Raw genomic sequence first — 13,905 nt, 5'->3', positions numbered from 1 at the left:
CCTCAACAGGCTGATACCTGTCAGTTTTACTCACTAGAGCAACAGTTCATTGCTGTTTACTTCTAGCACCACGTTGAGCAAACGTGCATGACTACTTTCTTTTGGGCTATGCCCTAGTTATTGAGTGGAATGATAACCACTCTTATTTGCAGGCAATCATAAGCACCCCTAAATAATATTGCAAATGATAATTGATATTATTTAGATTACATGGATAATGATAACCATTCTTGATTCGAAGGGCTAATTGATAAATTACTGTTTATACGATTTATCAATAGTTACAAACACATAAAGCATTATTTTGCATGGTTGGAGTTAAACAGTGAACGCAAAGAGATATGCCATAGCGGGTGTTGTATCAGTACTTGCCCACAGCCTATTGCTTTCCGCTGTGCCTAACAAAATGGTGATGGCGATGCCGGTAGGTACAGACTCAACCAAAGTCTCGCTGAATCTTGTCTCGGCACCGGCTCCTCAGCCAGCTGAACCTGTTGCTGCAGAACCACCACCTCCAGCGCCAATCGAAGCGCCAAAAAAAGTCGTTAAAGAAGACACTGCGGTTAAAAAGTTGGTAAAGAAAAAGCAGCCCGAGCCTAAACCCGAGGTAAAAAAGGTCACTAAAGCTGCACCGAAAAAACCAGTTGAGAAGAAGGCCGAACAAAAGGTCGACAAGAAACCAACACCTGTTCAGAAGCCCGTTGAGAACGATAAGCCTAAAGCTATTGAAGAAGTGGCGAAGACAGCTGCACCTACTCCGGCACAAGCCGCTTCTGGGGTGAACAGTGAGCCTCAGCTCGTGACCAAACCAACCTTCGCCACAAGGCCTAGCCCTGTAAAGTACCCTCGCATTGCTAAGCGTCGCGGTATTGAAGGCCAAGTCTTGGTTGAAATTTGGATTGATGAGTCTGGCAAGCAGGTAAAACAGAATCTATTGAAATCATCGGGCACAGAGATCCTTGATGATGCTGCGCTAGAAGCCATCAAACGCTGGCGGTTTTCATCCCATATTGTTGATGGTCAAGCCATTGCCCATCGCGTACAAGTTCCTGTCCGCTTTAAGCTGGACTAGCAATTATTGGAATCACCCATGGAAATGTTTCACTCCCTACAAAACCAATTTGGCCTAATGACGGCACCCCTGCTGCTGTGTTCAGCACTGACGCTAATGATCCTAATTGAACGATGCATACAGGTGCTGTTATGCACGGGTGTAGGCCGCAGTAAAATTGATGCCATTTTGGCTAAACAAAGCCGTAGCGATGAAGCTGGGCTCGACCAGTTAGCGACATCGCTAAAAGAAAAACGCCCTTTGCTTTTCAAAGGCGTTTCCATGCTCATTTCACACCGTCATTTTGCCAAGCCTTTGCGTGAAGATGCAGCGGGAATATGGCTACAGCAAAAGCGCTCTCAGCTTCGTTCAGGCCTACGCCTATTAAGCCTGATTGGCGTGATCAGCCCTCTACTTGGTCTATTGGGTACCGTTCTTGGCTTGATTGAAATGTTCAAGGGCATTGCGATGAGCTCAGGTTCAGTGACCCCTAACGACCTTGCTGACGGCCTGGGTCTGGCCATGCGCACAACGGCAGCTGGCTTGATCATTGCGCTACCTGCTATCACCGGTTCACAACTACTCGGCTTATGGGCTGATAAAGTCACCGCCAAGCTTGAGCATAGCCTTAACCATTGCAACCTATGGTTAGAAGGTTTAGCTCTTGATGGCAACTACCAGCCAAAAGCCGTACAGTCAGAGGCCACATCATGATCCGAACTCATCAAAGCTTCACTGGCGATGATGAGCTGAAGCCGGATCTAACCCCCCTGCTCGATATCATCTTTATCGTTATGGTGTTTCTTCTTTTGACAGCCAGCGTGAAGCTAGAGTCTTTAGATGTTGAACTGCCGCAAACTGAAACGCAGGTTCTGCAAGAAACAGAATCAGATCCTATTACTGTCAACATTACCGCAACAGCCCCCTACTGGGCGCTGCAAGGCTCAGAAATCGACAGTTGGGATGCCTTCAAGACCGCACTTCTCAAGGAAGTAAAAGCCAATCCTGATAAGCCCGTTGTGATCGGTGCCGATAAGGCAGGCTCGGTTGAAAACATGCTAAAACTTCTCGCTTTTCTTCAACAAAATGAAATCAAGGCGACACAGTTATTAATGGAAGAGGATAAATCATGAAGCGTATTGCTCTGGCTAGCGCATTACTACTCGCTGCTAACTCATCTTATGCCAGTGAGCGCATCATCAGTGCAGGGGCCGCTATCACTGAGCTCATCAATGCAATGGGAGCACAACAGCAACTTGTTGCCGTTGATGTCACCAGTAAAACAATGGCCAATGATGACACGCCGGTACTGGGCTACCACCGCCAGCTTTCAGCCGAAAGCTTGATCGCCCTGAACCCTACTCGTCTGGTTGGTTCAAGTGAGATGGGGCCAAAGACAACCTTGGATCTGATTAAGCAAGCAGGTATCGAAGTGGATGTGGTCAACTCGGGTGAAACCGTCGATGATCTGCTGGCTCGAATTCAGCAAGTGGGTGCATTGACCAACACGGAAAAAGAAGCACGCGTACTTCAAGAGCAAGTGCAGGCAAAAGTGGATACCATCAACCAAAACCTAGCAAAGCACACACACAAGAAGAAAGTCTTGTTCCTGATGATCCACGAAGGTCGCCCAGCCAATGTCTCTGGCCGTAATACCACCGCTGACAGTGTGATTCGTCTTGCAGGTGGCATTAACCCAGCCGCAGGCGCCGTCGAGTCTTACAAGCCAATATCACTCGAATCCATGGTTGAAATGCAGCCTGATATCATCTTGCTAAGCTCTCGCACACTCAGCCAAATTGGCTCTGCTGATGATTTGTTGAAGAAGATGCCTTTGCTTGCTGCAACGCCTGCAGCCCAGAACAAAGCAGTTGTAACCATTGATGGTACAGCGCTTATTGGTGGACTTGGCCTGAAAAGCCTGAGTGAAGCAGAACGCCTGAACCAAGTGTTTTACAACAAATAACCGTTTGCCGTTCATCAAAGCAGTATATTTATGATGCAGTTACAACGAACCCCTGCCAGCATCGTTTTTCCTGTTGGCCTGACATTACTGGTATTGGCTCTCACCTCATCGATTGCGGTGGGCCCAATGAATATCAGTTTTGCTGACAGCTTCAAAGCGCTACTACCTATTCAGCTGGATTTACCAGCTCATATTGAGATCGTTATTCACCAAATACGCCTCCCCCGGACTTTACTGGGCATGGCCATCGGTGCCATTTTGGCACTATGTGGTGCTGTTATGCAGGGGCTATTCCGCAACCCCCTCGCCGATCCTGGTATCATCGGTGTTTCTGGCGGTGCTAGCCTTGGGGCAGCGCTGTCCATTGTGATATTCGCACCTTTGGCAGCAAGCTTTCCGCTATTGCTAACACTGGGGACAGTACCTGTTTTCGCCTTCATTGGCGGTGCCGTCAGTACTTTTTTGGTCTACCAGCTCGGCACAGATAAAAACGGCACATCCGTGACCATTATGTTGCTCGCCGGTGTCGCCATCGGCGCCCTATCAGGCGCTGCGCTTGGCTTAATGAACTATTATGCGGATGACCAAGCCCTGCGTGATTTGTCGTTATGGACAATGGGGTCCCTAGCTGGCGCTACTTGGCCAGGAATTGGCCTTGCCTATATAACCCTGTTCGCCTTGCTGTTCTCTTTTGATCGCAATGCAAACGCGCTAAACGCCTTTTTACTCGGCGAAGCGGAAGCCAAGCACCTTGGGGTGAATGTCCAACGCTTGAAGCGCATGTTGATCTTGCTGTGTGCCGCAGGTGTCGGGATTGCCGTATCGCTAACCGGGGTTATTGGCTTTGTCGGACTTATCGTACCACATATCGGCCGTATGATTTCAGGGCCGAACCATAAAACCTTGTTACCTCTGTCCGCTATGCTTGGCGCTCTGATCTTGCTTGTTGCTGATATGCTTGCCCGTGTTGTGGCTGCGCCAGCAGAGCTGCCTGTCGGTATCATTACCGCCCTATTAGGCGCACCATTCTTCATTTACTTACTGATCAAGCAAAGAGGCAGATTGTCATGAGCCAGCAAGCCAACTCAGCCCAATTACAGGGCGCTAACCGTGACATTGCCATTGAAGCACGTAGCTTGTCACTCAGCCTAGGGGGTAAAAAACTGCTTGATGATTTCTCGCTGCAAATCAAACGTGGTCAATTGACTGCACTGCTAGGCCCTAATGGGGCTGGCAAAAGTACCTTGCTAAAAGTACTGTGCGGTGAAGTCGAAGCAGAAGGTAATGTCGACCTGTTCGGCTACCCCCGGCAGGATTGGCCGCCCGCTCAACTGGCCAAACATCTTGGTGTCCTGCCTCAACACAGCTCATTAACGTTTGCTTTCTCGGCACAGGAAGTCGTTGAGCTTGGTGCACTTCCGCTTGAGTTACCAAATGCCCAGACTAAGCAAATTGCGCATGAAAAGATGGATATGGTCGGTGTGACCGATCTTGCTCCCCGGCTCTATCCAACCATGTCTGGTGGTGAGAAACAACGTGTGCACTTTGCCAGGGTACTCACCCAGCTAAGTCAAGCAGGTGAAAACTGCATACTGATGTTGGATGAACCCACTTCAGCGCTTGACCTTGCCCACCAGCACAACGCTTTGCTTGTTGCTAAGCAAATGGCAGAGGCTGGAGCCGCCGTGATTATCGTTATTCACGACCTTAACCTAGCAGCCCAGTATGCAGACCGGCTTGTTATCATTAACCATGGCAAGATACAAGCCGATGGTACACCGCAGCAGGCACTGACGGCCGAAACCATAGAGTCTGTCTATGGCTGGCCAGTATGCATCACCCAGCACCCCGTCGATGGCTACCCTATTGTCTTGCCGGCAGCGGCCTAGTCAGCTTAACCAAATTGCATAGAAATAATTATCAGCAGGGCTAATTTTTGGTCCTATTGCCTTCCTATCGAGCAAAAAATCGAATGCAAGCAACGAAAAATGCAATTTGAGATAACAAGCATTGCACTCTCGGTCACACTAAGTAAAATGTGAACGCAAGCGATTAAACCATGCAACATGTGCGATATGCATATCATGCATGCAGCAAAAATGTCAGTTCAGAGCCGCCCATTTGAGATGCGGCCTTTTGCCGTTTCTGCTTTTCGTACCCAACAGAACAATGAGCTACTCGAATAGAAGACCGTGACCTAGTTCATTTTTCTGTTGAGTAAATGATTAATTTATAAGGTTCTCTGACCTTTCATTATTAGAAGAATAACTATGGCAACGATTAAAGATGTTGCACGTATGGCTGGTGTATCAACAACCACAGTCTCTCACGTGATAAACAAAACTCGCTTCGTCGCAGAAGCAACCCAAAAGAAAGTGCTGGCTGCGGTAGACGAGTTGAATTACGCACCAAGCGCAGTTGCGCGAAGCCTTAAATGCAACTCAACCAAAACCATTGGCATGCTGGTGACCAAGTCAACCAATCCCTTCTTTGCGGAAGTTGTCCACGGCGTTGAGGAGTTCTGCTACGGAGCAGGCTACACCCTGATCCTGTGTAATACAGAAGGGAACCTGTCTAAACAGCGTGATTACCTACGCATGCTGGCCGAAAAGCGTGTAGATGGCTTGCTTGTTATGTGTTCAGACCTAGATGAGCAGCTTTTGGGCTTGCTAGAGCGCCAGAAAGACACCCCGATGGTGATCATGGACTGGGGCCCAGAGAGCCCGCACACGGATAAAATCCAAGACAACGCCGAGCTTGGTGGCTATGTCGCGACCAAATTCTTTATCGAACATGGTCACAAGGCCATTGGCTGCCTTACTGGACACAGTGAAAAAACCGCTTGTCGCGAACGCCTGAAAGGCTTCCGCAAAGCCATGGGCGAAGCGGGCCTAGAGGTCAATGAGGACTGGATCATCGAAGGTGACTTTGAGTGTGAGTCCGCAGTTGACGCTGCCAAGAATATTATTGCGATGGAAGAGCGCCCCAGCGCGATTTTCTGCTTTAATGACATCATGGCTATGGCGATGATCAGTACCTTCCAGCAAGCAGGCATCAACGTGCCGGAAGATATCTCTATCATTGGCTATGACAATATTGATCTGGCACCTTACTTTTCGCCGCCGCTCACCACGATTCACCAGCCAAAACGCCGCCTAGGCAAGAGTGCAATTGAAATTTTGATGCACCGCGTGAAAAACAAAGAGCACGCCACCCAGGTTTTCGAGATGGTGCCTGAGCTGGTGATCCGCCACTCAGTGAAAAAATTAAACTAAGTAGCCGCCAGCGTTTACTTTTTTAACTTTCAAACGGAGGAATTTTCCTCCGTTTTTTTATATCTATTGCAACGCAGATAAAGTCATTTTGAGACAAAAATATTCCTTCAACAGCAAAATTTAGCGCAAATTTATGGAATCAACATCACACTTCCAAAGTTGCGATCAAGTTCAAAAATATCATCTGGGATATTCTTAAATTGTCACGAACAAGGCAAACCTATCGAAAGATAGGGACGCAAAGCTTCCGGCCTAAGAGTCGTCGGGTTTTATTAACTCAGTCAACTTATGGTAGCGGGGTTGCCGATGGATATAGCAACTAATGTCAAGAAAGTCTTACTTTTTCCTGACAGTGTAATGTATTGATATTTGCTATTCTTCAATCCTCGCTCTGTTGTTAGGTGACCCAAGAAATTTTCACCGAGAAGAAGCATGGACAAACCAATTTTAAAAGAATCTTTACGCCTGTTTAGTTGTTTCGATAACGTTAAGTCACGCTCAATGTTTGGTGGTTTTGGGATTTTTGCGGGTGAAACAATGTTTGCACTCGTAGTAAATGACAAACTCCATCTTCGAGCCAACGCACAAAACGAACAAGACTATAAAAAGGCGGGGCTTAAACCATATATCTATAAAAAACGCGGCTTTCCAGTTGTAACCAAACATTACGCGATACCCGATGAATGGTGGAATGACACTGGCAAGATTATCGAACAAGCCTCTCGCTCTCTTGATGCCGCAAAAGTCGATAAAGAGACCAAAGAAAAAGCATCACCAGATCGAATAAAAGACCTACCAAACCTTCGCCTTGCGAATGAAAGAATGCTTAAGAAAGCAGGTATTTGTTCGGTTGATGAATTAATGGAAGCGGGCTCTATCAATGCCTTTAAAGCATTACAAGATACTCACCAAGGGACTGTGAGCATTGATTTGCTCTGGGCTCTAGAAGGGGCAATTAGCGGGAAACACTGGTCCGTTATTCCAAAAGACAGGCGATCTGAGTTGCTAGCAAAATTAAGCTAGCGAGATAAGTTGCATATATATAAAGAGGCCATTACGGTCTCTTTTTTGTATTTTTTCGACACTTACACGTGTCAATATTCAATCATTTCATTGACAACTTTTTGTCAATTTTCGTTAAAAATTGAATCATCTCACAACGCTGTTTATAAAACGCTCAACACCCTTTTATTGGACACTCACCCTAGTAAAATATGTTTCAAAATAGCACCGGGGGTAATTATGAACTGTTCCAAACCTTTTCCAGGGCAAAGCGATCAAATGTTCAAGGATAAGTTTGGCAAGTGGCCACGAATTATGCGCCTACTTGTTTTGTTCAGCCTGCTTCCTCCTCTTGTCGCTTTTATTCTTGTTCAGAATAACATCACTACATATCAGTCACTTCACAGCTTACTGGTATCTATCGCTAGCTTAAATGCGTTGTTGCTTTTTTGGGGCCTACTGTTAAAAATCAGGGCTCGCAAGTACTGGTATCGCAATTACCACATAGGTAAAACCATGCTGCTGGCCTTCGTGCCTCTAATGGCATGTGGCTATATTGTTCTGACGGAACTCTCTTCAGAGAAAGTGATCACCCAGTCCAAAGCTCAAACTGTACAAATATCGGTCAACTAAACACTTATTTCTGTCCACGAGTGAAATAATTTACTTCCTAGTAAGGTCTTTGTCTCATAACTATCTGATAATTTCGGTAATAATTACCACCGCTATCCTGATAGGCTCACAGTAGCATAACAAAGAGACAAGGGGTCACCGTGCGCATTTCCGCCAAAGAAAACTACTCACTATTTATCAAGCCACTTCTGTGGCTGCAAAAACGCCATTACGGCAAAGTTTTGAATCCCGCTAAGCTGTGGGGTCGCCGCCCTACGTTATTTTGGCTTGTCGCTGGTTTCTTCGGCTACCTGGATCGCCGCTCATCCCCATTAAGCCCTGTGACTCGCTCACTGGTTTGTGTCAGGGTTTCCCAGCTAAACGACTGCGCATTTTGTGTCGATGCCAATGGCATGAAGCTTGCCGAGCGTTGTGATTCTGTCGAGAAAATCAAAGCGCTTGCCAACTGGCAGCAAAGTGAACTCTTCAATGAGCAAGAGCGGGCAGTATTGGGTTATGTAGAAGCGATGACCATCACAGGGCAGCGCGTTACCGATGAAATGCTTTCAGATTTAAAACAATGGTTTGATGAAGATGCTATTGTTGATTTAACCGCGCTGGTTGCATTTCAAAACCTGTCGGCAAAATTTAACACTGCACTTGATGTACCTGAGCAAGGATTTTGTTCACTCCCGATCCAACCTGGTGGACAGCAATCCGCTGATGCCCCTACTCATACGGACAAATAAAGGAGCAAATTATGGACAGAAAAAAACTGCTGGTTGTCAGCGTAGTTGTGTCATTGATTGCTGTTTGGTTTGCATTTGATCTTGGCCAGTACTTTACCCTTGAACAAGCCAAGGCACAGCAAATCGCACTGACTGACACCATCCATGCCAAGCCTTTCCTCTCAAGCATGGTCTACTTTGTTCTTTACATTGTTGTCACCGCACTGTCTTTACCGGGTGCAGCGATTATGACTTTGCTCGGTGCAGCGCTATTCGGTTTCTGGTGGAGCCTACTACTGGTTTCTTTTGCCAGCACGATTGGTGCTACCCTCGCCTTCTTGTTTAGTCGCTTCATCCTGCGTGACTGGGTACAGGCTAAATTCGGCCACCGCCTATCCGCAATTAACCGGGGCATTGAGAAAGACGGTCCGTTTTACCTGTTCACACTGCGTTTAATACCAGTATTCCCGTTTTTCATCGTTAACTTGCTGATGGGTTTGACGCCAATTTCTACCCGCATGTTCTATCTAGTCAGTCAGCTGGGTATGCTAGCCGGTACTGCTGTCTACATTAACGCCGGTACCCAGTTAGGCCAGATAGACAGCCTAAGCGGCATAATCTCTGCGCCCGTATTGGTATCGCTGGCACTACTGGGTATCTTCCCGCTGATCGCCAAATCCGTCATGCAAATTCTCAACAAGCGCCGTGTTTACGCTGAATGGGACAAGCCAAATCATTTTGACCAGAACATGATCGTCATTGGTGCAGGCGCAGGTGGTTTGGTTAGCGCGTATATCGCGGCGGCGGTAAAAGCCAAGGTGACTCTTATTGAGCGCCATAAAATGGGGGGTGACTGCCTCAATACCGGTTGCGTTCCATCCAAAGCCATTATCCGCGCAGCCCACACCATGGCTGAAATAACCCGTGCCAAGGATTTTGGTATCGAGACCGGCGAAGCCAAAGTGGATTTTTCCAAGGTGATGCAACGTGTTCACAACGTAATTGGTAAAATCGAACCCCATGACAGCGTAGAGCGTTACAGCAAACTGGGCGTAAACTGTATCTCTGGTGAAGCGACTATTCTCTCGCCTTGGGAAGTCGAAGTGAACGGTGAACGTATCACGACCCGTAATATCGTGATTGCTACGGGTGCTCACCCGCTGGTACCGGGTATCCCTGGTTTAGATAAAGTTAACTACCTAACTTCAGATTCTATCTGGTCTTTGACTGAACAACCCCAGCGCCTATTAGTACTGGGTGGTGGCCCAATCGGTTGTGAACTGGCGCAAAGCTTCCAGCGCCTAGGCAGCGATGTCACCTTAGTCGAAATGGCTGAACAGCTGCTCATTCGTGAAGATAGTGACGCTGCCGCTTTGGTCAAGTCCAGCCTTGAGCAAGACGGTGTAGACATTAAAGCTGGCCATAAAGCGGTGAAATTCGAACGTGTTACCGATGAGCAAGGTAACGAGCAGCAGCGTGTGTTGTTGGAAACCGCTAACGGTGAGTCACTAACCGTTGAATTTGACGCCGTGATGCTGGCCCTGGGGCGTGTTGCTAATGTACAAGGTTTCGGCCTTGAGAAACTTGGCATTACCACATCTGAACGTGGCACAGTCGAGGTTAATGAATACCTTCAAACCAAGTACCCGAACATCTTTGCCGTTGGCGATGTTGCCGGTCCGTTCCAGTTGACCCATGCTGCCGCTCACCAGGCATGGTACGCAGCTGTGAATGGTTTATTTGGCCAGTTCAAGAAATTCAAAGCTGATTACTCGGTACTACCAGCAGCGACCTATACTTCACCAGAAGTGGCCCGTGTCGGTATTAATGAGAAAGAAGCCAAGCAACAAGGTATTGATTTTGATATTGTTACCTACGGAATTGATGACTTGGACCGGGCGATTACCGACGGTGAGGATCATGGCTTTATCAAAGTGATCACGCCAAAAGGCAAGGACAAAATCCTTGGAGCAACCATTGTTGGCCATAATGCTGGCGAATTACTTGCCGAATTTACCCTTGCAATGCGCCACGGCCTAGGCCTGAACAAGATATTGGGTACCGTCCACCCTTACCCAACAATGAGTGAAGCCGCAAAATACACGGCTGGGGTATGGAAACAAGCCAATGCACCACAAGGGCTGCTTACACTGGTTGAGAAATACCATGGCTGGATGCGCAAAGACGAGCAAGCTGCTGCTAGCGAGCGTGAAGCTGAATCAGCGAGCGCTGTTGAAATAAGCAGGGTTGAAAATAGACACCGTAGAAACAGCACCAAAGCGCAGCAATGAAGGTGCGCTAAGCGAAAAATAGGGATGAGAAAAGGATCATGAAAAAAACACTCCTGGGGCTGGCGCTTGCGCTGGCCTCTGGCCTTAGCACGGCACAAGCAGCTCCCGCACCAGAACAAAACTGGGATGACATCGTTAAACAGGCTGAAGGGCAAACTGTCTATTTCAATGCCTGGGGTGGCAGCCAAGAAATCAATGATTACCTACGCTGGGCAGGTCGCCAGCTACAAGCCCAGTATGGTGTCAGCCTCAAACACGTCAAAGTCGCCGACATCGCTGAAACTACCCAGCGCCTGCTGGCAGAAAAAGCCGCAGGTAAAAACGAAGGCGGCAGTGTTGACCTGGTTTGGATCAATGGTGAAAACTTCCGCTCGATGAAGGAAAGTAACCTGCTGCACGGCCCATTTACCCAGCAACTGCCTAACTGGCAATATGTGGACACTCGCCTGCCAATCGATGAAGACTTCACCGAGCCAACGGTCGGCTTGGAGGCTCCATGGGGCGTCGGCCAGTTAGTCTTTATCCATGACAAAGAAACTCTCAACAACCCGCCGAAGAATTTCGCCGAGCTGCTGAGTTTAGCAAAAGCCTTCCCGGGCAAGGTAAGCTACCCGCAACCACCTGAGTTTCACGGCAGCAGCTTTTTGAAAGCCGCTTTGCTGGAGCTAACCAATGAACCGGATTCACTCTACTCTGCAATTGACAGCCAGAAGGAACGCCAGCGATTTGAGCAGGTAACGGCACCGTTGTGGCAATACCTCGACCAGCTCCACCCTGTTGCCTGGCAACAAGGCAAGCGCTTCCCGTCGGGCACCAGTGAGACTATCCAGCTACTTGATGATCAGCAACTGCTGCTAGCTATTACGTTCAACCCAAACGCCGCCAATGCCGCGATAGAAAATGGTAACTTGGTCGATACGGCGCAAACCTATGCTTTTGAACAAGGTGCATTGTCTAATATCCACTTTTTGGCGATACCCTGGAATGCCCAAGCGAAAGCAGGCGCTCTGGTCACCATCAATTTCTTGATGAGCCCGGAGGCACAAGCACGCAAGGCGGATGCAAAAATCTGGGGGGACCCATCTGTTTTGAAACCAGAATCTCTGGCCAATAGCGGCGCGCACGGCTTTTCATTGTTCAAATCGATTCCTGAGCCACACCCAAGCTGGCTGACCGCCATTGAGCTTGAATGGCAAAAGCGCTACGGCAGCTAAAATTAAAAGGCTAAGCCTAACGGGTGGGAGTTAACTCCCACCCAATGAGTAATTTATGGTTCATCTATTTTTTATTTTCGCCCTTATTCTTTGTTTTTTGCCCCTCTTGCCAGGCATTATCGGGCTGTTACTGCCTTCGCTATCTTGGATCCCGACCTTAGGCTTTGATAGTGTTTCCGTTACGGCATTTATTGATGTAGGTACATGGCCTAACCTTGCCGTATCTATCGCGTTAAGCTTGCTCACAGGGCTTGGCAGCACCGCTCTTGCATTGTTATTTACCTACTCCATTCTCAAGCGCTATTGGGGAACAGCGCGTTGGCAGAAGCTTGAGCGCACACTTTCCCCCATGCTGGCGCTGCCGCATGTTGCCTTTGCAATTGGATTTGCGTTGCTGTTTTCGCCAACTGGCTGGGTTTTCAGGCTTATTGATTTTTTGGGGCTCTCGGATTTTTCGGGGGTAAGCCATCTTCAGAGCAGCCTTATCCAAGATAACTACGGGATCGGGCTTATGTTGGCCCTGGCGATTAAAGAAACGCCTTTCCTGCTGATCATGAGCATTCCTGTCCTCAAACAACTCAACGTGGACCAGCTCAGCAAGGTGTCGGCCAGCTTAGGCTACAGCCATTTTGAAACATGGCGGAAAGTGATCCTGCCACAATGGCTGCCAAAATTGCGCCTATCCCTGTTTGCTGTTGCCGCTTATGGCTTGTCGGTCGTGGATGTCGCATTAATCTTGGGGCCAACACGCCCTTCCACCCTGTCGGTGTTGGTATGGCAATGGTTTAACGACCCCGATCTCCAGCAGCTTCCCCGTGCTGCTGCAAGCGCATGCCTGTTACTTATTATTACCGCAGCCAGCCTGGGTTTTATCCGCTTGATCGAGTGGTTTAGTTTCAAGCTCCAGCGGGGCTGGTTAACCAAAGGGGCAAAAACGACCACAAACACCAAGCTAAAACCTAAGCGCCACCTAGCGTTATACAGCCCGTTCATCGCCATTCCCGTCCTGATCGTCCCGCTGCTGTTTGTATGGTCTTTTGCCCAGCGATGGCGCTTTCCTGACTTGCTGCCGAGCCGCTACAGCGACCGGTTCTGGCAACAAGAGCTGCCAACCTTGGGCGATCTCATGGGTACCAGCCTATCGCTGGCAATCATCTCCAGCACAGTCGCGTTACTATTGGTAATTTCGTGCCTTGAATATCGCCAAAAATACCAGCGAGCTATCCCTGCTTGGCTTATTGCGATACCGCTGGTCACGCCACAACTCTCTCTGCTATTTGGCATCCAGATCGTGACGTACATGATCCCCGGCCAGCACTACTGGCTTTGGGTCGGTTGGAGCCACTTAATCTTTGTCTTCCCGTATATGTACCTAGCCCTAGACGGGGCATGGCGAAGCTATGACGTTCGCCTTGATCAATGCAGTCGGAGCTTAGGTATGAACGCATGGCAAACCTGGTGGCGGGTCAAGCGCCCTCAGGTTCAGCCCGCTATTATATTTGGCCTGGCCATTGGCATCAGTGTCAGCCTTGCGCAATACCTCCCAACCCAAATGCTTGGCGCAGGGCGGATCAGTACAATCACGACAGAAGCTGTTGCCCTTGCCAGCGGCCAGGACCGCAGGGTGATGGCGATATATGGCTTGCTGCAAGGCATATTGCCTTTCGTTTTCTTTACTCTGGCGATAGTAATAAACCGCCTGAGCTATCGCTGGCGGCACTATCGCCAATATTCATTACAAAACACGCATATCCAACAAACCTAAT

At 48.5% G+C, this 13,905-nt stretch carries 13 protein-coding genes and 1 riboswitch; all 13 genes read left to right on the top strand.

All coding sequences use genetic code 11. The features are described from left to right. The first annotated feature begins 325 nt into the window (after window positions 1-325). The 13 genes from ACXAGQ_RS14265 (at window position 326) to ACXAGQ_RS14205 (ending at window position 13,904) form a co-directional block, all read left to right on the top strand. The gene (locus tag ACXAGQ_RS14265) at window positions 326-1,072 is read left to right on the top strand and encodes an energy transducer TonB (protein WP_475254593.1); all 747 of its coding nucleotides are present in this window, start codon (window positions 326-328) and stop codon (window positions 1,070-1,072) included. An 18-nt stretch (window positions 1,073-1,090) separates the two neighbouring features. After that, window positions 1,091-1,765 carry a MotA/TolQ/ExbB proton channel family protein gene (locus ACXAGQ_RS14260; RefSeq protein ID WP_475254592.1) on the top strand — a complete coding sequence of 225 codons (675 nt, stop codon included), beginning with the start codon at window positions 1,091-1,093 and terminating at the stop codon, window positions 1,763-1,765. Continuing rightward, window positions 1,762-2,184, top strand: coding sequence for an ExbD/TolR family protein (locus tag ACXAGQ_RS14255; RefSeq protein WP_475254591.1), 423 nt, complete (start codon window positions 1,762-1,764; stop codon window positions 2,182-2,184). Before ACXAGQ_RS14260 ends, ACXAGQ_RS14255 begins: the two co-directional genes overlap by 4 nt. Next, window positions 2,181-3,017 (top strand): heme/hemin ABC transporter substrate-binding protein, encoded by an 837-nt coding sequence (locus tag ACXAGQ_RS14250; RefSeq protein ID WP_475254590.1) that lies wholly within the window; start codon window positions 2,181-2,183, stop codon window positions 3,015-3,017. The genes ACXAGQ_RS14255 and ACXAGQ_RS14250 overlap by 4 nt, the downstream gene beginning before the upstream one ends. A gap of 33 nt (window positions 3,018-3,050) precedes the next feature. Then, a complete protein-coding gene (locus tag ACXAGQ_RS14245; protein ID WP_475254766.1) occupies window positions 3,051-4,088 on the top strand; it encodes a FecCD family ABC transporter permease in 1,038 nt (345 codons plus the stop codon). After that, window positions 4,085-4,906 (top strand): heme ABC transporter ATP-binding protein, encoded by an 822-nt coding sequence (locus tag ACXAGQ_RS14240; protein ID WP_475254589.1) that lies wholly within the window; start codon window positions 4,085-4,087, stop codon window positions 4,904-4,906. Before ACXAGQ_RS14245 ends, ACXAGQ_RS14240 begins: the two co-directional genes overlap by 4 nt. A gap of 381 nt (window positions 4,907-5,287) precedes the next feature. Beyond that, window positions 5,288-6,292, top strand: a complete 1,005-nt coding sequence (locus ACXAGQ_RS14235; protein WP_475254588.1) for a substrate-binding domain-containing protein — start codon at window positions 5,288-5,290, stop codon at window positions 6,290-6,292. A gap of 203 nt (window positions 6,293-6,495) precedes the next feature. Continuing rightward, a riboswitch (cyclic di-GMP riboswitch) is annotated at window positions 6,496-6,600 on the top strand. A 124-nt stretch (window positions 6,601-6,724) separates the two neighbouring features. Next, a complete protein-coding gene (locus ACXAGQ_RS14230) occupies window positions 6,725-7,315 on the top strand; it encodes a TfoX/Sxy family DNA transformation protein (RefSeq protein WP_475254587.1) in 591 nt (196 codons plus the stop codon). A 219-nt stretch (window positions 7,316-7,534) separates the two neighbouring features. Continuing rightward, on the top strand, window positions 7,535-7,927 hold the full coding sequence (locus ACXAGQ_RS14225; protein WP_475254586.1) for a hypothetical protein: 393 nt from the start codon (window positions 7,535-7,537) through the stop codon (window positions 7,925-7,927). Window positions 7,928-8,067: 140 nt separating this feature from the next. Next, window positions 8,068-8,655 carry a carboxymuconolactone decarboxylase family protein gene (locus ACXAGQ_RS14220; protein WP_475254584.1) on the top strand — a complete coding sequence of 196 codons (588 nt, stop codon included), beginning with the start codon at window positions 8,068-8,070 and terminating at the stop codon, window positions 8,653-8,655. A gap of 11 nt (window positions 8,656-8,666) precedes the next feature. Further along, window positions 8,667-10,925, top strand: a complete 2,259-nt coding sequence (gene lpdA, locus ACXAGQ_RS14215) for a dihydrolipoyl dehydrogenase (RefSeq protein ID WP_475254582.1) — start codon at window positions 8,667-8,669, stop codon at window positions 10,923-10,925. Between the two features lie 38 nt (window positions 10,926-10,963). Continuing rightward, window positions 10,964-12,139 (top strand): ABC transporter substrate-binding protein, encoded by a 1,176-nt coding sequence (locus ACXAGQ_RS14210; RefSeq protein WP_475254581.1) that lies wholly within the window; start codon window positions 10,964-10,966, stop codon window positions 12,137-12,139. A 55-nt stretch (window positions 12,140-12,194) separates the two neighbouring features. Continuing rightward, window positions 12,195-13,904: an ABC transporter permease gene (locus ACXAGQ_RS14205; protein WP_475254579.1), complete on the top strand. Its 1,710-nt coding sequence runs from the start codon at window positions 12,195-12,197 to the stop codon at window positions 13,902-13,904. Window position 13,905: the final 1 nt, after the last annotated feature.

Source organism: Photobacterium sp. ABD4_091 (assembly GCF_056160145.1).
The sequence above is the reverse complement of the archived record's forward strand: the minus strand, read 5'-3'. Positions and strand labels throughout refer to the sequence as shown.